General features: G+C 64.7%; 23 protein-coding genes. 11 read left to right on the top strand and 12 right to left on the bottom strand.

Annotated features, from left to right (window positions below; translation table 11 throughout):
- Positions 1 to 99 precede the first annotated feature (99 nt).
- The 4 genes from CG51_RS04215 to CG51_RS04200 all read left to right on the top strand — a co-directional run bounded on the left by CG51_RS04215 (position 100) and on the right by CG51_RS04200 (position 4101).
- Positions 100 to 753, top strand: coding sequence for a ribonuclease T2 family protein (locus tag CG51_RS04215; protein WP_035742282.1), 654 nt, complete (start codon positions 100 to 102; stop codon positions 751 to 753).
- Between the two features lie 60 nt (positions 754 to 813).
- Positions 814 to 1278 carry a hypothetical protein gene (locus CG51_RS04210; RefSeq protein WP_035742280.1) on the top strand — a complete coding sequence of 155 codons (465 nt, stop codon included), beginning with the start codon at positions 814 to 816 and terminating at the stop codon, positions 1276 to 1278.
- 64 nt (positions 1279 to 1342) lie between these two features.
- Positions 1343 to 2716: an aspartate aminotransferase family protein gene (locus CG51_RS04205; protein ID WP_035742278.1), complete on the top strand. Its 1374-nt coding sequence runs from the start codon at positions 1343 to 1345 to the stop codon at positions 2714 to 2716.
- Positions 2713 to 4101, top strand: a complete 1389-nt coding sequence (locus CG51_RS04200; RefSeq protein WP_035742275.1) for a glutamine synthetase family protein — start codon at positions 2713 to 2715, stop codon at positions 4099 to 4101. Before CG51_RS04205 ends, CG51_RS04200 begins: the two co-directional genes overlap by 4 nt.
- Positions 4102 to 4126: 25 nt before the next feature.
- Here the strand turns inward: CG51_RS04200 and CG51_RS04195 are convergent, their stop codons facing one another.
- The gene (locus tag CG51_RS04195; RefSeq protein ID WP_035742272.1) at positions 4127 to 4609 is read right to left on the bottom strand and encodes an Lrp/AsnC family transcriptional regulator; all 483 of its coding nucleotides are present in this window, start codon (positions 4607 to 4609) and stop codon (positions 4127 to 4129) included.
- A 140-nt stretch (positions 4610 to 4749) separates the two neighbouring features.
- On the opposite strand from CG51_RS04195, the gene cysG reads away from it, so the two are divergent.
- The 6 genes from cysG to CG51_RS04165 are packed head-to-tail and all read left to right on the top strand — an operon-like array spanning position 4750 to position 10144.
- Positions 4750 to 6138: a siroheme synthase CysG gene (gene cysG, locus CG51_RS04190; protein ID WP_035742269.1), complete on the top strand. Its 1389-nt coding sequence runs from the start codon at positions 4750 to 4752 to the stop codon at positions 6136 to 6138.
- Positions 6135 to 6452 (top strand): DUF2849 domain-containing protein, encoded by a 318-nt coding sequence (locus tag CG51_RS04185; RefSeq protein ID WP_035742266.1) that lies wholly within the window; start codon positions 6135 to 6137, stop codon positions 6450 to 6452. The genes cysG and CG51_RS04185 overlap by 4 nt, the downstream gene beginning before the upstream one ends.
- 19 nt (positions 6453 to 6471) lie before the next feature.
- A complete protein-coding gene (locus CG51_RS04180) occupies positions 6472 to 8139 on the top strand; it encodes a nitrite/sulfite reductase (protein ID WP_035742262.1) in 1668 nt (555 codons plus the stop codon).
- Positions 8129 to 8875: a phosphoadenylyl-sulfate reductase gene (locus CG51_RS04175; RefSeq protein WP_035742261.1), complete on the top strand. Its 747-nt coding sequence runs from the start codon at positions 8129 to 8131 to the stop codon at positions 8873 to 8875. Before CG51_RS04180 ends, CG51_RS04175 begins: the two co-directional genes overlap by 11 nt.
- Positions 8872 to 9276 (top strand): DUF934 domain-containing protein, encoded by a 405-nt coding sequence (locus CG51_RS04170; protein WP_035742258.1) that lies wholly within the window; start codon positions 8872 to 8874, stop codon positions 9274 to 9276. The genes CG51_RS04175 and CG51_RS04170 overlap by 4 nt, the downstream gene beginning before the upstream one ends.
- A 49-nt stretch (positions 9277 to 9325) precedes the next feature.
- Entirely contained in the window at positions 9326 to 10144 is an 819-nt protein-coding gene (locus tag CG51_RS04165) for a ferredoxin--NADP reductase (RefSeq protein ID WP_035742256.1), read from the top strand.
- Between the two features lie 3 nt (positions 10145 to 10147).
- Here the strand turns inward: CG51_RS04165 and CG51_RS04160 are convergent, their stop codons facing one another.
- Entirely contained in the window at positions 10148 to 10768 is a 621-nt protein-coding gene (locus CG51_RS04160; protein WP_035742254.1) for a hypothetical protein, read from the bottom strand.
- A gap of 68 nt (positions 10769 to 10836) precedes the next feature.
- On the opposite strand from CG51_RS04160, the gene infC reads away from it, so the two are divergent.
- A complete protein-coding gene (infC, locus tag CG51_RS04155; RefSeq protein ID WP_233141237.1) occupies positions 10837 to 11439 on the top strand; it encodes a translation initiation factor IF-3 in 603 nt (200 codons plus the stop codon).
- A 55-nt stretch (positions 11440 to 11494) separates the two neighbouring features.
- On the opposite strand, the gene ureG is transcribed toward infC, so the two are convergent.
- From ureG to CG51_RS04105, 10 genes are all read right to left on the bottom strand, one after another.
- Positions 11495 to 12106: an urease accessory protein UreG gene (gene ureG / locus CG51_RS04150; protein ID WP_035742252.1), complete on the bottom strand. Its 612-nt coding sequence runs from the start codon at positions 12104 to 12106 to the stop codon at positions 11495 to 11497.
- The gene (locus CG51_RS04145; protein WP_035742878.1) at positions 12103 to 12738 is read right to left on the bottom strand and encodes an urease accessory protein UreF; all 636 of its coding nucleotides are present in this window, start codon (positions 12736 to 12738) and stop codon (positions 12103 to 12105) included. The genes ureG and CG51_RS04145 overlap by 4 nt, the downstream gene beginning before the upstream one ends.
- 22 nt (positions 12739 to 12760) lie before the next feature.
- The gene (ureE, locus tag CG51_RS04140; RefSeq protein ID WP_035742249.1) at positions 12761 to 13324 is read right to left on the bottom strand and encodes an urease accessory protein UreE; all 564 of its coding nucleotides are present in this window, start codon (positions 13322 to 13324) and stop codon (positions 12761 to 12763) included.
- 60 nt (positions 13325 to 13384) lie between these two features.
- On the bottom strand, positions 13385 to 13618 hold the full coding sequence (locus CG51_RS04135) for a hypothetical protein (protein ID WP_051930041.1): 234 nt from the start codon (positions 13616 to 13618) through the stop codon (positions 13385 to 13387).
- A 102-nt stretch (positions 13619 to 13720) separates the two neighbouring features.
- On the bottom strand, positions 13721 to 14017 hold the full coding sequence (locus CG51_RS04130; RefSeq protein WP_035742246.1) for a hypothetical protein: 297 nt from the start codon (positions 14015 to 14017) through the stop codon (positions 13721 to 13723).
- An 8-nt stretch (positions 14018 to 14025) separates the two neighbouring features.
- A complete protein-coding gene (gene ureC / locus CG51_RS04125) occupies positions 14026 to 15735 on the bottom strand; it encodes an urease subunit alpha (RefSeq protein ID WP_035742243.1) in 1710 nt (569 codons plus the stop codon).
- A 113-nt stretch (positions 15736 to 15848) separates the two neighbouring features.
- Positions 15849 to 16199 (bottom strand): hypothetical protein, encoded by a 351-nt coding sequence (locus CG51_RS04120; RefSeq protein WP_051930040.1) that lies wholly within the window; start codon positions 16197 to 16199, stop codon positions 15849 to 15851.
- Between the two features lie 119 nt (positions 16200 to 16318).
- A complete protein-coding gene (locus CG51_RS04115; RefSeq protein ID WP_035742240.1) occupies positions 16319 to 16624 on the bottom strand; it encodes an urease subunit beta in 306 nt (101 codons plus the stop codon).
- A gap of 10 nt (positions 16625 to 16634) precedes the next feature.
- A complete protein-coding gene (locus CG51_RS04110) occupies positions 16635 to 16937 on the bottom strand; it encodes an urease subunit gamma (RefSeq protein ID WP_035742237.1) in 303 nt (100 codons plus the stop codon).
- Positions 16938 to 16949: 12 nt separating this feature from the next.
- Positions 16950 to 17765, bottom strand: coding sequence for an urease accessory protein UreD (locus CG51_RS04105; protein WP_035742234.1), 816 nt, complete (start codon positions 17763 to 17765; stop codon positions 16950 to 16952).
- Positions 17766 to 17830: the final 65 nt, after the last annotated feature.

The raw sequence follows: 17830 nt of genomic DNA, 5'->3' as shown, positions 1-17830 counted from the left end.
TCCCGCGCCGGGAAAACGGCTGCGGCCTTGGCCGCGATCTCCACGTTTTCGGGAAGTCCGGTGATATATATGCGGGAAGGCCGAAGGAGAAAAGAGGCAATGCGCGTCACCACAGCGGTTCTGGCCGCCTTCCTGAGCCTCTGCTCGACGGCAGACGGCGCGTTGTCGCAGGCGCGCGGCGGACGTCCGGCAGGGGAATTCGACTACTATGTCATGGCGCTCACATGGTCCCCCGGCTGGTGTTCACGCGAGGGGGAAACGGGCGGACAGTGCGCCCCCCAACACCGCCACGGCTTCCTCCTCCATGGCCTATGGCCGCAGTATGACAAGGGAGGCTGGCCCGAATTCTGCCGCACCCCCACGCGCGATCCGTCGCGGGTGGAGACGGGAGCGATGACGGATATCATGGGGTCGCAGGGACTTGCATGGTATCAATGGAAAAAGCATGGCCGCTGCGCCGGGCTGAGTGCGCGCGACTATCTTGCCACTCAGCGCAGGGCCTACCGCAGCATCGCGGTGCCGGAGATATTCTCCCGCTTGCAGCAGGACGTGCGCCTTCCCGCCTCCGTGGTCGAGGATGCGTTCATCGAGGCGAACCCCGGAATGACACGCGACATGCTCACCGTCACCTGTTCCGCCGGCCATATCGCCGAGGTGCGCGTCTGTCTGACGAAAGGTCTTGAACCCCGTCGCTGCGGACCGGATGCGATCCGCGACTGCACCTTAAAAAACGCGATACTCGAAGCGCCTTAGGGGCTTCTTCGCTGCAATGCGGCACGGTATGGTGGACATCTATCCAGACGCGGCTTCCAGATGCGCCTCTCTCCCCTGTTCCGACCGCTGATCATCGCCCTCTCGCTGGCTCTGGCAGGCTGCGCACCGCAACTTGCGCTCTACGATGCCGGCACGGTGGATCGGGCCGCCGACCTCGCAACGCTGACCATAGGCATCTATCAGGATCTGCTCATCCTGCCGCCGTCGGAGCGTGCGGCAGCGGTCGAACGACTCCGGCCCCGCTATGCGGAAGTGGAGACGCGCCTCCGGGTTCAGCTTCTCCGGGAGGAAAGCCGCGTCGCTAATGCCACCAGCGCCGTTGCCGCGCGCGAGTTGCTGATCCTGTGGCAAAAGGCTTCCGCCGGCCAACTCCGAGGCGATCCGGCAGCGCTGTCCTCCGCCACCCTGCTGACCTATCGCGACCGGATCGAGCGGCTGTTCCGCACCCTTCTGAGCGCGGAGGAGAGCAAGCGCCTGCTCGCGCTCGTCCCGCTGGTGGAGTAACGGCCCCCTTGCGCCTGCGCTCACCTTGAGTGAGAACCCCACGAACCCCAAGAGCGAGGCGCCCATGTCGCCGCTGACTTCTCTTTCGGGCGGTGTCCCGACGAATCGCCTCCGCAAGCTGCTTGCGCGGGAAACGGAAACCTATACACAGGCGCGCCCGCGGAGCCGTATGGCGCTCGACCACGGCGCGGCAGCCTGGCTGGACGGTGTGCCAATGCACTGGATGCGGGACTGGCCCCTGCCGTTCCCGATCATGGTAAAACGTGCGGAAGGCTCAACGCTCACCGATATCGACGGGCACAATTTCGACGATTTCTGCCTTGGGGACACTGGCTCGCTCTTCGGTCATTCACCCAAGCCGGTGGCACAGGCGATTCGCCGGCAGGCGCGGCACGGCCTGACCTATATGCTGCCGAATATCGACGCACTGGCTGTCGGAGAGCTGCTCTCCTCGCGCTTTGGAGAGTTCCGATGGCAGGTGGCGACGACGGCAACGGACGCCAACCGCTTCGCACTGAAGATCGCGCGGGCGGTGACGGAACGGCGGAAGATCGTCGTCTTCAACGGTGCCTATCACGGCACCGTGGATGAAACGATGGTGCAGTTGTCCAATGGGCGCACGGTGACGCGCTCCGGCCTTGTCGGCATGGCCGGGGACCCGGCTTCGGAGACGGTCGCGGTGGAGTTCAATGATCCCGCCGCGCTGGAAACCGCGCTTTGCGAAATGGACGTGGCGGCGGTCATCGCGGAGCCGGTGATGACAAATGCCTGCATGGTACTGCCCGAACCCGGTTTTCATGAGGCGCTCCGGCGGCTCACACGGGCAACAGGAACGCTCCTCATCCTCGACGAGACACATACGATCAGCTCCGGTCTCGGCGGCTACACGCGCCGCCACGGGCTGCGGCCCGACATCATCACCTGCGGAAAAGCGGTGGCGGGCGGCGTCGCGGCGGCGGTCTGGGGCATGACGGAGGACATCGCTTCCCGTTTTTCGGCGCAGGAGGCACAGCGCGCGGCGGGCCATACCGGCATGGGCACCACTCTCTCTGGCAATCCGCTGCAGTTTGCCGCGCTTCGGGCCACGCTCTCCGAAGTCATGACCAAAGACGCCTATCAGCGGATGGAGCGGGGCGCGAAGCGACTGGAAAAGGGGCTGCGCCTTGTCGTCGAGGGGCGGGGTGCGCCGTGGCACATCGCCCGCTGCGGCGCGCGGGTGGAATTCGTCTGCACCCCCGGCCCCCTCCGCAACGGCACGGAGGCCGAGGACTCCTATCAGCCGCTGGTGGAGGCGGCCGTTCACCTGTCCCTTGTCAACCGCGGCCTGCTGATCGCTCCCTTTCACAACATGATGCTCGTCTCGCCCGTCACCCGGAAGAAGCAGATCGACCAGCTTATCCACGCGTTTGACGAGATCTGCGCGGAGCTGTTCCGATGACATCGCTTTCCCCTTCCAGCTCTGACGCATCAGAAGCTGAGGACTTTCTGGCCCGGCACCCGGAGATCGAGGCGATCGACCTGGTTCTGACGGATGCGAACGGTGTGGGCCGCGGCAAGATCATACGCCGACATGAACTCATGTCGCTCTACCGTCACGGGCGGCATCTTCCGATCTCCATTCTCGGACTGGATATCTGCGGCGAGGATGTCCATGAAACCGGGCTCATCTGGGATCAGGGGGATGGCGACCTTCGCGCTTGGCCGGTGCCGGGGAGCCTGGTGCCCATCGCGGGCACTTCGCCCGCGCGGGCGGAGGTGCTGATCTCCATGTTCACCCTCGACGGAGAGCCGATGGCTTCCGATCCGCGTCACGCCCTTTGCCGTCAGGTGGCGGCGCTGGCGGCAGAGGGCCTGTTTCCCGCGGGCGCGTTCGAGCTGGAGTTCTTCCTGCTCGACAACGCCCGTGACCCAGAGGGGCGCGTCCGCCCCGCCGCCGCCGTGCTGGACGGGCGGCGGTCGGAGCGGACGGAGGTCTATTCCGTCGATCACCTGCACGGGATGGAGCCGCTCTTTTCCGCCATCTATGCGGGCGCTGCGGCAGCCGGAATCATGGCGGAGACAGTAATCTCCGAATACGCGCCCGGCCAGTATGAGCTGACGCTCCATTACAGGTCCGATGTCGTGAGGGCGGCCGATGACCTTATCCGGCTCAAACGCATCGTGCGCCTCGCCGCGCGGCGGTTTGGCGTGACGGCCTGCTTCATGGCGAAGCCCTTTGCGCGTTACGCCGGGTCGGGGATGCACTTCCATGTGTCGATGGCCGATGTCGGGGGGCACAACATCTTCACCGAGCCGCAGGAGGGCGTTTGGAACGATCCGATCCGCTGGTCGATCGGCGGTCTTCGCGCCACGATGGGCGAATCGATGCTGGTCTTTGCCCCGCACGGCAACTCCTGGCGCCGCTTCGCGAGTCAGAGCTATGCCCCGGTGTCCCCGACCTGGGGGGTGAACAACCGCTCGGTGGCGCTGCGCATCCCCGCCGGACCTGTTTCGGCCCGCCGCATCGAACATCGCCCCGCCGGGGTGGATGCCAATCCCTATCTGGTCGGCGCGACGGTGTTGGCCGGTATCCGCAAGGGGCTGGCCGAGCAGCTGGACCCCGGGCCGGAGACTGTCGGCAACGGATATGAGGAGAGTTCTTCGCTCTCCATCCCGCGCGACTGGCGAGAGGCCGTTCAGGCAGCGGAACAATCCGCATTCCTCCGGGACGCCCTGGGGCAGGAGATGCATCGTACCTTCACCGCCATCAAGGCGGCCGAATATGCCCGTGTCGCCGCGACCATCCCTGACGTGGATTTCGATCTCTATCTCCACTCCGTCTGACGGCGCGCGACCCTGGCAGAGGGGGTCACTGGGAGGGCGTCTCCTCCGGGATCGGCAGGATGGTCGTGGCCTTGATCTCCTCCATGGAAAGGAGCGCCGTGACGTTGTAGATCCGCACTTCCGAGATCAGGGCCTGATAGAACTTGTCGTAGGCGCGGGCATTGGCGACACGGACCTTCAGGATGTAGTCGATATCGCCCGCAAGCCGATGCGCCTCCAGCACTTCCGGACGTTCGCGAAGGGCCTTGAGGAACTTCTTCTGCCAGTCGGCCTCATGCTCCGACGTGCGGATCAGCACGAAGAAACAGGCCTCCAGCCCCAGCGACTCCGGGTCCAGAATCACCGTCTGTCGCCCGATCACTCCGGCTTCGCGCAGCTTGCGGATCCGGTTCCAGACCGGTGTCTTGGAGGAATTGACCTTGCGGGCGATTTCATCCAACGACTGGCTGGCATCTTCCTGCAATTCGGCAAGGATTTTCCGATCGATCTCATCCAGCCGGACTGCCATTCGTTGATCTCCCTCAAACCGGGAAGGATGCCCCGTTGGAGCCGATTATCTGAACAAACATCCTTATCTGCAAGTCAGGATAGCATTCATCGCGGAAAATATCCTACATTGGAAATGCGATTCCAGACTTGGTTCCTGTCATGAAGCATTTTCCGCTCTTTCTCGATACCACGGGGCGCCGCATCCTTCTGTCCGGAGGGGGCGATGCTGCCGTCGCGAAGCTGCGGCTGCTGCTCAAGACGGAAGCGCTGGTCGAAGTGTTTTCCGACGATCCGGTGAACGAAATCCTCCTCTGGGCGGCAGAGGGGAGCATCACGCTCCATCATCGCGCGCTCACCTCCGAGGATCTGGCGGGGGCGATGCTCGTCTATGCGGCGGATGAGGATGCGGCACGCGATGCCGCGACCGCGGCCCTCGCCCGTACGGCAGGCGTTCTGCACAATATCGTTGACGATCTCCATGGCAGCGCCTTCATCACGCCCGCCATCGTGGATCGCGATCCGGTCACCGTCGCGATCGGAACGGAGGGGGCGGCCCCGGTCCTTGCCCGCGCAATCAAGGCGGATCTGGAAGCGCGGTTGCCTGTGCGCCTTGGCACTCTGGCCCGGATCGGTAAAGCCTTCCGCAACATGGCGGAGGCGCTGCCCATGGGCCGGCGTCGCCGCGATTTCTGGAGCGAGTATTACTTCGACGTCGGCCCCAGGGCGCATGAAACGGGCGGCGAAGACGGGGCGGCCCGGGTGCTGGACGATCTGCTCGTCCGCCACCTGGACGCGGCTCCCCGGCCCGGCCACGTGGATTTCGTTGGCGCCGGCCCCGGTGACCCCGAACTGCTTACGCTGAAGGCGCGGCGCGCGCTGGATGCGGCGGATGTGGTCATTCACGACCGCCTGATCTCCCCGGAGATCCTTGAACTCGCCCGGCGCGAGGCCACGCTGATAGATGCGGGCAAGGAAGGTTTCGGCCCGTCGATGAGCCAGCAGCGGATCAATGCGCTGATCCTTGCCCACGCAGGATCGGGCGCACATGTGGTGCGACTCAAGTCCGGTGATTCGGGCCTGTTCGGGCGGCTTGACGAAGAACTTGAGGCGGTGGAGGAGGCCGGCATTTCCTGGCGCATCGTCCCCGGCATCACCTCCGCCGTGGCCGCCGCGGCAAGCATAGGCCAGAGCCTGACCCGCCGCGGACGCAATTCCTCCGTCCGGTTCATCACCGGCCACGACATGCAGGGCTTTGCCGAGCATGACTGGCGCACGCTCGCCCGTCCGGGCGAGGTGGCCGCCATCTACATGGGCCGGAGGTCCGCGCGATTCGTTCAGGGCCGACTCATGATGCACGGCGCGGTGGGGACCACTCCCGTCACGCTGATCGAGAACGCTTCCCGCCCGGATGAACGAATTATTGGCTGTTGTCTCAATGATTTTACCAGGGCCGTCACGGAACTGACGGGCCCAGCGATCATTCTTTACGGGCTGTCACCCCGACGCGCAGTCCAACTTCTCGAAGATTACAAGGAGGCCAGACCATGAGCCGCCGTTTCACCCCGAAGGTCGTAACCGCCAACGCCCTCCTTGAGGGCGATGTCGTTTATCTCACCCCCGATGACCGCTGGTCGCGCGAACTGCGCGAGGCGGAACTGATCGAGGACGAGGCCCATGCCGCGATCCGCCTGCTGGATGCGGCAGCCCAATCCGGACTTGTCGTTGGCGCCTATCTCGCCGATGCCAAGGCGGGATCCGCCGGACCGGAACCCGTCCACTTCCGGGAGGCGTTTCGCGCGACCGGCCCGTCAAACTATCCCCACGGCAAGCAGGCCGAACGCAACCTCGACCACGTCGGCTGAACCCCAGGAGCACGACCGCATGTACCGCTACGACGATTTCGACGCAGCCTTCGTCCGCGAACGGGTGGCCCAGTTCCGCGCGCAGGTGGAGCGACGGATCGACGGATCGCTGACGGAGGACGAGTTCAAGCCGCTCCGTTTGATGAACGGCCTCTACCTCCAGCTTCACGCCTACATGCTGCGCGTGGCCATCCCTTATGGCACCCTGAATGGTGCCAAGATGCGTCAGCTCGCGCTCATCGCAGACCGGTGGGACAAGGGATACGGCCATTTCACCACCCGTCAGAACATCCAGTACAACTGGCCGCTGCTCCGCGACGTGCCGGATATGCTGGAGGCTCTGGCGGAGGTTGAAATGCACGCCATCCAGACCTCGGGCAACTGCGTCCGCAACGTTACCGCCGACCATTTCGCCGGCGCGGCAGCGGATGAGATCGAAGATCCGCGCCCCGTCGCGGAGCTGCTCCGCCAATGGTCCACCGACCATCCGGAATTCCAGTTCCTGCCGCGCAAGTTCAAGATCGCCATCACCGGCAGCCCGAACGACCGTGCCGTGACGCGTGCACATGACATCGGGCTGCGCATGGTGCGCAATGCGAAGGGCGAGCCGGGGTTCGAGGTGATCGTGGGCGGTGGCCTTGGCCGGACCCCGATGCTTGGCCATGTCGTTCGGCAGTTCCTGCCGAAAGCTGACCTGCTGCCCTATGTGGAAGCGGTTCTCAGCGTCTATAACGAGCTTGGCCGCCGCGACAACAAATACAAGGCGCGCATCAAGATCACCGTGCATGAAACGGGCCTCGAAACGATCAGGGAGCTTGTCGAGGCGCGATTCTCGGAAATCCGGCCGGAGTTCCATGGCGCGGATCAGGCATTGCTTGCGGATATCGAGGCGGCCTTTGCTCCGCCCGCATGGAAGAATGCGCCGACTGACGCCTATGACGTCGCGCTTCGCGACCCGGAGTTCCGTCGCTGGAGCGAACAGAACCTGAGCCTCCACAGGAACGACAGCTACGCCATCGTCTCCGTCTCGCTGAAGAAACAGGGTGCGACGCCCGGGGATGCGACGTCCGACCAGATGCGCGTGCTGGCCGATCTGGCAGAGCGCTACGGACATGACGAGCTGCGCATCAGCCATGAGCAGAATGTCATCCTGCCGCATGTGCACAAGGGTGATCTGCCCGCCGTCCACGCCGCGTTGAAGGCTGCCGACCTGGCCACGGCGAATATCGGGCTCATCTCCGACATCATCGCCTGCCCCGGCATGGATTACTGCGCGCTGGCCACGGCCCGCTCCATTCCCATCGCGCAGGACATCGCCACCCACTTCCATGCTCTCGGGCTGGAGGAGGAGATCGGCGGCATGAAGATCAAGATCTCCGGCTGCATCAACGCCTGTGGCCATCACCATGTGGGGCATGTGGGAATTCTCGGCCTCGACCGCGCGGGGGTGGAGAATTATCAGATCACGCTGGGCGGCGATGGCACTGAACGCGCGGCCATCGGCGAACGCGCCGGCCCCGGATTTCCGGCGGAGGAGGTGGTGCCGGCCATCGAACGGCTCATGCGCGCCTATCTGGCCGAACGGCAGGGGCCGGAGGAGACGTTCCTCGACGCCTTCCGGCGCCTTGGCCCGGCCCCCTTCAAGGCCGCGCTCTACCCGGAGGAAGGCAAGCGCGATGCGGCCTGACGATTCGGTAGCGGATCGGGTGGATGCCCTGAACGCACGTCATGGCGGCAAAGGTGGCGCGGATGCGATACGTGCCGCGCTTGCCGATCCGGCGGCGGGCCGGGTAGCGCTTGTCTCCTCCTTCGGGGCGGAATCGGTCGTGCTGCTCCATATGGTGGCGGAAGTCGCGCCCGATCTGCCTGTCCTGTTCGTCGATACCGAGATGCTGTTCGCGGAAACCATCGCCTATCAGCAGGAGGTCGCACGTAGCCTCCGCCTGACCGGCATCCGGCGCATCACTGCGGATCCAGAGGAACTTGCATTCGAGGATCCCGACAATACGCTGTACCAGTTCAATACCGACGCCTGTTGCGACCTGCGCAAGACCCGCCCGCTCGAACGAGCGCTGAAGGGGTTCGACGCATGGATCACCGGGCGGAAGCGGTTTCAGGCGACGACCCGCGCCGCGCTCGACCTGTTCGAGGTGGAGGGCGATAGCCGGATCAAGATCAATCCGCTCGCCGACTGGACGCCAGCGGAAGTGGACGCCTATATGACCCGCCATGACCTGCCCCGGCACCCGCTCGTCGCGAAAGGCTATCCGTCGATCGGCTGCGCCCCCTGTACCTCTCCGGTGAAACCGGGAGAGGATCCGCGGGCCGGCCGCTGGCGGGGACAGGCAAAGGTCGAGTGCGGCATCCATTTCATCGACGGCAAGGCCGTGCGGATGCCAAAGGACAAGGAGAACGCGGCATGACCGTGATCGTGCGCGACGACGGCTTCCATGCCGAGGATTTTGCCGGAGACTTTCTGCCGCTCGATGCGATGGATGGTCCAAGCCCGGCTGTGGATGTCCCTTCGGACACTGCAACCGCCGATCTGGCACCGCTTCTTTCGGCCGGATTCGTAAGGATCGACTTCCCGGCCTTTTCCGACGGTCGCGGCTTCACCCTCGGGCGGGAGTTGCGGCGGCTGGGTTTCACCGGGCGGCTCCGCGCCAAAGGCCATGTGATCGCCGATCAATATGCCATGGCGCGTCGCTCCGGTTTCGACGAGGTGGAGATTGCCTCCGAACTCGCCGCGCGCCAGCCCGAGGATCAGTGGCTCGCCCGTGCCGACTGGCGCGCACACGATTACCAGCGGCGACTGCGGGGCTGACCCTTCCGCCGACCGCCAATTCCCGATAAAAAGGATGCGATTCTCCGCCATGAACGACCTCGCTCCCGTGACCGATAACGCCGCCGCACCCGCCGCCAAGACGCTTCCCACCGAAACAGTGACCTCTGTCCGGCACTGGTCGGAGCATCTGTTTTCCTTCCGCGTGACCCGTCCGCGGTCGCTCCGCTTTCGCTCGGGCGAATTCGTGATGATCGGTCTGACCGGGGACAACGGTCGTCCGCTGCTGCGCGCCTATTCCATCGCCTCCCCCGCCTGGGATGAGGAGCTGGAGTTCTATTCCATCAAGGTGCAGGACGGCCCGCTCACCTCCCGGTTGCAGCACATCCAACCAGGGGACGAGATCATCCTGAAGCCGAAAGCGGTGGGAACCCTCGTGCTGGACGCGCTGCTGCCCGGCAAGCGACTGTGGCTCTTCGCTACCGGCACCGGGATCGCGCCCTTTGCCTCGCTGATCCGCGACCCGGAAACCTATGAGCGGTATGATGAGGTCATTCTCACCCATACCACGCGGGAAGTGGCGGCGCTGACCTATGGTGAGGAGCTGGTCGCCTCCGTCGCCGAGGATCCGCTGGTCGGCGAATTTGCCGCAGGCAAGCTGCGCTATTATCCCACGACGACTCGCGAGACCTCGCCCGTCATGGGGCGGATCACGGATCATCTGCGTTCCGGCGAAGTGTTCGAGCGGCTCGGCATCCCGGCGATCAACCCCGCGACGGACCGGGGAATGGTCTGCGGCAGCCTCGCCTTCAACAAGGACATCATGGAAATCCTCGACGGGTTCGGTCTGCGTGAAGGCGCAAACAGCGAACCGGCCGAGTATGTGGTGGAAAAGGCTTTCGTCGGCTGACCCTCACTCTGCCAGCTGAGCCCTAAGTTCCTGAAGGACGCCCTGGATCGCCGCCGGGGCGTCTTTTGCCTTGTCCCAGACTTGGAGCAGCCGATCCTTCAACTCCGGTGTCAGATCGGCCGCCGCGATGTTCGCGCGGAAGGCTCCAGCCTGCTCCGCCCACCAGTGCTGCGCCTTTCCTCCCAACGCCGCTGTCCCCGCTGTGACGAGATCTGTGGCATGATCGGCTGCGGCAAGCGCCCCCTCCGCCGCGCTCCGGGTCGACTCTGAGGGATCGCGCAGCGCGTCCTGCACACCTGATATCGCGGCGTCGAGAGCACGTTCCGCTTCTCCCGCGGCAAGGGTCACCGCCTCGCGCAGATTGGTGGATGTCATGCTGCGTAACGCTCGGCCTGCCTGCTCTGCGGCGCTCTGCGCGTCGGTAGCGGCTTCGCGCGCGGTGCGGGCGGCGCGGGTGACGAAACTCTCCTCGTCGTCCTCCTCGACGGGAAACCGGAAGACCGGAGGTGGAGAGGGCGCTTCCCGCGCGAGTCCGCCGACCGGGCCGCGAACCTCCGTGGCGAAGTGGCGCCAGGTCAGAACGCCGATGGCCACCAGTATCGCCGCGATCAGAAACGACTTCATCTTCCAACTCCTCGGTGCTTTTACCGCCCATCGTGGTACCGGGTCGTGGCGGAAATACCGAATCCCTGTTGTATCACGCCTTCGCCAACACTATTTTGCCCGCGGCACACAACATCGTAAGGATTACCACCATAGCCCGCAGACCGCACAATGCCCCGCCCCAACGCGACACCGGACCCCGTGTCAACGAACGCATCCGCGCGCCGGAGATTCGGCTGATCGGGGCGGAGGGCGAGAACGTCGGGGTCGTGACGCCAGCGCGGGCGCTCGCCTTGGCGCAGGAGGCCGGTCTCGATCTCGTCGAGATCTCGCCGAATGCAACGCCGCCCGTCTGCAAGATCATGGACTTCGGCAAGTTCAAGTATGAGAACCAGAAGCGCGAGGCCGAGGCGCGGAAGAAGCAGAAGACCATCGAGGTCAAGGAAATCAAGTTCCGTCCGGGGACTGATACCCATGACTACGACGTGAAGATGCGCTCCGTTCTCAAGTTCCTCGAAGGCGGCGACAAGGTGAAAGTGACCCTTCGCTTCCGTGGCCGTGAGATGGCGCACCAGCAGCTCGGCATGGAACTTCTGAATCGCGTCGCTGCCGATGTGGCCGAGGTGGGCAAGGTGGAGAACATGCCGAAGCTCGAAGGTCGCCAGATGGTGATGATGATCGGTCCGAGGTAAAACCCGTATCATCTCTATCGCCTCCCAGGCCCCCTCGCGGGGGCCTTTCGCTTTTTTAAAGCCCGCCTTCCCGCGCGATGAAGCGGACGACCTCGTCCACGCCGACCGCTTGCCGGAGACAAGCCATCACATAGGGAAGCCTGCCGCGCGCCGCGCGGGTGTCGCTCTCCAGCAAGGCTGGATCCACACCGACGTGCGGCGCGAGATCGACCTTGTTCACGATGAGCAGGTCCGATTTCGTGACCCCCGGTCCCCTCTTGCGCGGGATGTCCTGCCCCGCCGCCGTGTCGATGACATAGAGCGTCAAGTCCGCCAGTTCGGGTGAGAACGTCGCCGCCAGATTGTCTCCCCCCGATTCGATCAGGATCACGTCCAGATCGGGAATGGAGACTGTCAGATCGGCCACCGCCGCAAGGTTGATCGACGCATCCTCGCGTATCGCGGTATGGGGACACCCGCCTGTTTCCACCCCACGGATGCGTTCGAGCGGCAGCGCCTGTGCGCGCATGAGGTATTCCGCATCCTCGCGGGTATAGATATCATTCGTGATCACGGCCACTGACCAGCGATCCCGCATCGCCCTGCAAAGCTGCTCCGTCAGGGTCGTCTTGCCCGCGCCGACAGGGCCACCGATCCCGACGCGAAGGGGGCCATTCCCGCTCTTCATGTTCTGAAAATCCTTACATCCATCGTCTCATGCCGCATGGCGGCGAGGTCGGAGCGGAAGGCGCCGCTGGCGATGCCTTCCAGCGGCGTTGTGATCGCCTCCTCCGCAACCCGCATCATCAGTGGATGGAGCGCGGCGATCACGCGCTGCCCCGCTGTCTGGCCGATCGGCACGAAGCGCACCGCCGCCTGCACCAGCATCCCGGCAAAAGCCTGAAGATAGAAGGCCACGACCGTCTCGGCGGCGAGGTCCAGATCACGGCAGGTCGCGCCCAGCGCCACGGGATAGGGGAGATCGAGCGCCAACGATCCCCTGTCTTCCGGGAGTGCCGCCAGATAGGCGCGGCCCTGATCGAGCGTTTCCCGCACCCGCTCCGCGCCGGCGGCGAGCGCAAGGGACACATCCGAAAGCATCCGCAAATCCGCCCCGGGGGCGAGGGCATGCGCCAGCAGGATCGCATCGCTTCGCCCGCTGCCATGGGCCAGGACATCCTCCACCCACAGAAGAAGCGTATCCGCGTCCGTCACATCACCTCCGGCAATGGCCCACTCCAGCCCATGCGAATAGGCAAAGGAGCCGACCGGGAATGCCGGGGAAAGGCGTTGGGCAAGAGTGAGAAGCGCCGCCGTCATGGAGGAAATCAACCCGCAGCGATCATTCGGGATCCCGCGGCGGCGGATCCTCCTCCTCCTCCGGGCCATGACTGCCGTGGAAACGCACCTGCGTTCCGGAGCTGTCAGGGCGATCCTGAACGTGGTCATCCGGCCCATGTGAATGGCCAAGGGTCCGGCCGTGGCCATAGGCGCCGCCTTCGGGCCGGAAGGGGGCGATTATGGTATGGACATGTCCCCCCAGCCGCTCGACCATGTCCTGCAAAACGTGATCGCGGCGGATCAGCAGACGGCCCGGTTCGATCTGGCAGGGCGTATGCCGGTTTCCGATGTGCCAGGCGAGCCGCACCAAGTCGTCGGCATGGATTTCCAGCAGCGGTTCATCCGCAGCAGCGACGGAAATCAGGCGACCGTCCTCCAATTCGAAGGCATCCCCATGGTTGAGGCTGGTCGTCTCCGGCAGATCGACCATGAACGCCTCGCCCGCCGCGGAGTCCAGCCGACGGCGACGGAGAAACCGCTGATCGTAGTCGAGCAGCACTTCATCCACCGCGCCTGCCCAAGTGCCGGCCGGGCGGATGCGCACCGCTTTCGGAATGTCTGCCATTGCCTGATCTCCCGCGCTTTCCCCGTTGGTGCCTCCTTCCGGGAAAAGCGTCAAGGCGGCTCAGGCGGCGAAAAGATCGCGGAAGACGTATTGCGGGATCCGGTCGCGCGTCAGGCCCATGTTGCTGAGCTCTGCGTCGGATTTGGCGTCAAGCCTGCGGATTTCTGCCATGCGCGATTCGCGGACACGATAGGCGCTGACGCCTTGACCGAGGCCTACAAAGAAATCATCCACGATCTCGCGGAGGGTTTTTTCGCGGGCGGGCGTGGTTTCGATGCGATTGTAAGCGTTCATTGGGAAACGTCCGAACTTGCGGTGTTCCTCCCCGAAGGGGGAAATAGGCGGCCTTCTCCCGAAGCGCTACGGACGTTTTTGCATTGCAGCGTTGCTGCTGGATCAGCAGCGGTAAGCTGTCGCATTGAGCTCGTAAACCGGCTCGCCAGGTGTGACCTTCTGGAAGACCACGGTATTCGCCCCGGAGCTGCGTGCGGTATCCAATACCTGATTGCGCGCATAGCTGATGCCCTGATCGCCAAGAAGCGGCCCATAGACACTGGGCCTGCCGGTGATGTTGGACACATAGACGCAGGAGCCGACTTGCGAAGCCTCCACCTCACGGACACCTGAAACGCCGCGGAAACCCGGATCTGTGCAGGCGGCGAGGGCGAGAGGCAGGATGAGCCAGAGACGCATGGGAGACCTCAGAACAGGAAGTAGCGCTGCGCGAGGGGGAGTTCCTTCGCCGGCTCGCATGTCAGAAGTTCACCATTCGCGCGAACCTCATAGGTTTCCGGGTTCACCTCGATCTCGGGCGTGGCGGCATTGAGCTTCATGTCCGCCTTGCCGATGTTGCGGGTATTCTGGACCGCGAGCGTTTCCTTGGCAATGCCGAGCCTGCCTCTCAGCCCTTCCGCCTCCGCCGCGGCAGAGACGAACACCACGGCCGAGCGTTCCACCGACCTGCCGTAGGCACCGAACATCGGCCGGGTATAGACCGGCTGCGGCGTGGGGATAGAGGCATTGGGATCGCCCATCTGCGCCGCCACGATCGTGCCGCCGATCATCACCATCTCCGGCTTTGCGCCGAAGAAGGCGGGGTGCCAGAGCACGAGGTCAGCACGTTTGCCTTCCTCGATGCTGCCGATATGGCGCGACAAACCATGCGCGATTGCGGGGTTTATCGTGTACTTGGCGATGTACCGCTTGGCGCGGAAGTTGTCGTTGTCGCCGGTCTCCTCCGCCAGTCGCCCGCGCTGCGCCTTCATCTTGTGGGCGGTCTGCCATGTACGGGTGATGACCTCTCCCACGCGCCCCATGGCCTGGCTATCCGATGAAATGACGGAAAAGGCGCCCATGTCGTGCAGGATATCCTCCGCCGCGATGGTCTCCTTGCGGATACGGGATTCGGCGAAGGCCACATCCTCCGGGATCGCCTTGTCGAGGTGGTGACACACCATGAGCATGTCGAGATGCTCTTCCAGCGTGTTCACCGTATAGGGCATGGTCGGATTGGTCGATGACGGGATGACGTTCGGCTGGCTCACCACCTTGATGATGTCGGGCGCATGACCGCCACCCGCACCTTCGGTGTGAAAGGCATGGATCGTCCGGCCCTTGATGGCTGCCAGCGTATTCTCCACGAAGCCCGATTCGTTCAGCGTGTCGGTGTGGATCATCACCTGCACGTCCATGTCGTCCGCGACGGACAGGCAGCAGTCTATGGCACCCGGCGTGGTGCCCCAGTCCTCGTGCAGCTTCAGGCAGGAAGCGCCCGCCTTCACCATCTCCTCCAGAGCGGCGGGGAGCGAGGCGTTACCCTTGCCGGCAAAGGCGAGGTTCATCGGAAAGGCATCCGCCGCCTGGATCATCCGCGCCAGATGCCAGGGGCCGGGCGTGCAGGTCGTGGCGAGCGTGCCATGAGCCGGCCCCGTTCCTCCGCCCAGCATGGTTGTGATGCCGGAATAGAGGGCGTCGTCGATCTGTTGCGGGCAGATGAAGTGGATATGCGCATCCATGCCCCCGGCGGTGAGGATCCGCCCCTCCCCTGCGATGGCCTCGGTGCCGGGGCCGACGATGATGTCCACGCCCGGCTGGGTGTCCGGGTTGCCCGCCTTGCCGATCTTGTGGATACGGCCGTCACGGAGGCCGACGTCCGCCTTGTAAATGCCCGTCCAGTCGAGGATCAGCGCATTGGTGATGACGGTATCCACCGCACCTTCCGCCCGTGTCGCCTGTGACTGGCCCATGCCGTCGCGGATAACCTTGCCGCCGCCGAACTTCACCTCCTCGCCATAGGTGGTGAGGTCGCGCTCCACCTCCACGATCAGATCGGTATCGGCCAGCCGGACCCGGTCCCCGGTCGTCGGGCCATACATGTCGGCATAGGCGGCGCGGGAAATCTTGGCGGGCATCGGGTTCTCCGGGATGGCTCTCGGTCCGTTCTGCCGTGCAGCGGCGTACGTTTCAACAGGCTGCGCGCAGTCGCCCGCGGCGTATCCCGCTCATGCCCACTTTTCAGGCAAAATCAGCGCTTGCTTCCCGGTCTGGCAGTGAGCCCGACCGCGGGGCCGGACCTTACGAGGCGCAGATGATTGGCGCGCGTCTTCTTGCGCAACGGCTTGATCGCCTCTGCCGCCACCCTTTCCGCCGATTCACCGTTCATCGCCGCGGACATGCCCCGCATCCAGCCCTCAAAGAAGGCAGGTGGCTTTTCGGTTATCATCCGCAGGGCTTCGGTATCCCGCATGCGCCAGAAGCCCATGAACCCCATCATCCGCATCGCGATGATCGCGTTCGCCTCCATACCGAGCTGGGCGAACTCCATCCCTGTCCGCCATAGCGCCAGGGGGTCGGGAAGGTCTTTCAGATCGCTCATGACACGCTCCCACGACAGTAAAGGCCAGCCGCCTCGCAGGAACGATCCCGGAGCGCCTGCGCGACAAGATGTCGCGCAGGCGGAGCGCGTCAATCATTCAATGGAATGACGCTGCGCAATCAGAGGCCGCCCATCACCTTCTGGTTGAACCCATACACGATACGCGCACCCGAGAAGGGCACCAGACGCACCTCCCGCTCCTGCCCCGGCTCGAACCGGACGGCGGTGCCGGAGGGGATGTCGAGCCGGTAGCCCAGCGCGGCCTCCCGGTCGAAGGACAGCCGGGGATTGGTTTCGGCGAAATGATAGTGCGAGCCGACCTGAACCGGACGGTCGCCGGTATTGGCGACCGTCATGGTGATCGCCTCGGCGCCCTGGTTCAGCGTGATCTCACCCTCGGCGGGAAGGATTTCTCCGGGAATCATCTCTGGACCTCTAGCGGATCGGGTGGTGAACGGTGACGAGCTTGGTCCCATCGGGGAAGGTCGCTTCCACCTGCACCTCATGGATCATTTCGGGGATACCCGCCATGCACTGATCGCGGGTGACGACATGCGCGCCCGCCATCATCAGGTCCGCGACCGACCGACCGTCTCGCGCGCCTTCCACCACATAGCCGGTGATGAGAGCGATCGCCTCGGGATGGTTGAGTTTCACCCCCCGCTCAAGCCGGCCCCGCGCGACCATGGCGGCGAGGCTGATGAGCAGCTTGTCCTTTTCTCTGGGCGTCAGGTTCACGTGTTCTCGTCCTCACAACTGCCAAACGCGGGGAAGGGGAGCACCCCGCACTACTTCCATGGCCAGGCGCAGCGCCTGCCGGAGCGCTGCCGCCCGTTCCGCAGCAAGACGGACAAGACAACGACCGTCCCAGCCCGAAACCCCGGCCTCCACTCCATTCATCCCGCCCAGCGCGGAGCGCAGCGGTCCGACTGCATCTTCCGCACCACGGGCCAGGAGCGCAAGGGTCGCCATCGCCCGATGCGCGCCGATCAGCGCCGCCCGCCCCTGCGAGTAACCTCCCAGGCGCAGCGGCTCCAGAAACACCGGGCGCCCGTCGCGCCACACCTCACGCCGGTCGAGGAGATCGAGGCTTCGCACCTCCTCCCCCATTGCCGCGCGGCCCAGAACCAGCGTTTCCACAAGAAGAAGCTCCGCATCGCCTGCCAGATCGGCCCGCGTGTGGCGGGCAAGGCGCGCGCGGTCGAACAGGATCGTCTCCTGTGGCAACCAGTGGAGCCGTGCGCCCGCCTCGGCGAGAAGGCGAACCTCCACCTCCGCCAGATCGCCGGTACTGGAATAGACCCGCTCGGCTGTCTGGGTGGTACCGGTCACCGCCGCCCCTGCCCCGACGGCCAGCCGGTAGGAAAGCCGGTCCCCCCCCGTGAGCCCGCCCGCGGTGTTGAGAAAAACCACTTCCGGAACCGGCCCATGCACACGCGGCAGAAACGCCTTGGCGGACCCCTGCTGCCCCAGCTTGTCGAGGCGGACAGCATCAGCGCGATGTGAGAGCGTGACTTCCGCTGCGCCCCGCACCCGTTCCAGCCGATATGCCTGCCTGCCCTGCATCGTCTCTCCGCTCTTTGCTGCGCACCATGCCCGGAAAGCAGGGCCCAGGGGAAGAGGCCTGCGAA

Source organism: Haematobacter missouriensis (assembly GCF_000740775.1).
Taxonomy (GTDB): domain Bacteria; phylum Pseudomonadota; class Alphaproteobacteria; order Rhodobacterales; family Rhodobacteraceae; genus Haematobacter; species Haematobacter missouriensis.
The sequence above is the reverse complement of the archived record's forward strand: the minus strand, read 5'-3'. Positions and strand labels throughout refer to the sequence as shown.

Bases quoted from the DNA above. Each gene is read 5' to 3' on its own strand.
- CG51_RS04215 (WP_035742282.1), top strand. From the start codon at position 100: ATGCGCGTCACCACAGCGGTTCTGGCCGCCTTCCTGAGCCTCTGCTCG.
- CG51_RS04210 (WP_035742280.1), top strand. From the start codon at position 814: ATGCGCCTCTCTCCCCTGTTCCGACCGCTGATCATCGCCCTCTCGCTG.
- CG51_RS04205 (WP_035742278.1), top strand. From the start codon at position 1,343: ATGTCGCCGCTGACTTCTCTTTCGGGCGGTGTCCCGACGAATCGCCTC.
- CG51_RS04200 (WP_035742275.1), top strand. From the start codon at position 2,713: ATGACATCGCTTTCCCCTTCCAGCTCTGACGCATCAGAAGCTGAGGAC.
- CG51_RS04195 (WP_035742272.1), bottom strand. From the start codon at position 4,609: ATGGCAGTCCGGCTGGATGAGATCGATCGGAAAATCCTTGCCGAATTG.
- cysG (WP_035742269.1), top strand. From the start codon at position 4,750: ATGAAGCATTTTCCGCTCTTTCTCGATACCACGGGGCGCCGCATCCTT.
- CG51_RS04185 (WP_035742266.1), top strand. From the start codon at position 6,135: ATGAGCCGCCGTTTCACCCCGAAGGTCGTAACCGCCAACGCCCTCCTT.
- CG51_RS04180 (WP_035742262.1), top strand. From the start codon at position 6,472: ATGTACCGCTACGACGATTTCGACGCAGCCTTCGTCCGCGAACGGGTG.
- CG51_RS04175 (WP_035742261.1), top strand. From the start codon at position 8,129: ATGCGGCCTGACGATTCGGTAGCGGATCGGGTGGATGCCCTGAACGCA.
- CG51_RS04170 (WP_035742258.1), top strand. From the start codon at position 8,872: ATGACCGTGATCGTGCGCGACGACGGCTTCCATGCCGAGGATTTTGCC.
- CG51_RS04165 (WP_035742256.1), top strand. From the start codon at position 9,326: ATGAACGACCTCGCTCCCGTGACCGATAACGCCGCCGCACCCGCCGCC.
- CG51_RS04160 (WP_035742254.1), bottom strand. From the start codon at position 10,768: ATGAAGTCGTTTCTGATCGCGGCGATACTGGTGGCCATCGGCGTTCTG.
- ureG (WP_035742252.1), bottom strand. From the start codon at position 12,106: ATGAAGAGCGGGAATGGCCCCCTTCGCGTCGGGATCGGTGGCCCTGTC.
- CG51_RS04145 (WP_035742878.1), bottom strand. From the start codon at position 12,738: ATGACGGCGGCGCTTCTCACTCTTGCCCAACGCCTTTCCCCGGCATTC.
- ureE (WP_035742249.1), bottom strand. From the start codon at position 13,324: ATGGCAGACATTCCGAAAGCGGTGCGCATCCGCCCGGCCGGCACTTGG.
- CG51_RS04135 (WP_051930041.1), bottom strand. From the start codon at position 13,618: ATGAACGCTTACAATCGCATCGAAACCACGCCCGCCCGCGAAAAAACC.
- CG51_RS04130 (WP_035742246.1), bottom strand. From the start codon at position 14,017: ATGCGTCTCTGGCTCATCCTGCCTCTCGCCCTCGCCGCCTGCACAGAT.
- ureC (WP_035742243.1), bottom strand. From the start codon at position 15,735: ATGCCCGCCAAGATTTCCCGCGCCGCCTATGCCGACATGTATGGCCCG.
- CG51_RS04120 (WP_051930040.1), bottom strand. From the start codon at position 16,199: ATGAGCGATCTGAAAGACCTTCCCGACCCCCTGGCGCTATGGCGGACA.
- CG51_RS04115 (WP_035742240.1), bottom strand. From the start codon at position 16,624: ATGATTCCCGGAGAAATCCTTCCCGCCGAGGGTGAGATCACGCTGAAC.
- CG51_RS04105 (WP_035742234.1), bottom strand. From the start codon at position 17,765: ATGCAGGGCAGGCAGGCATATCGGCTGGAACGGGTGCGGGGCGCAGCG.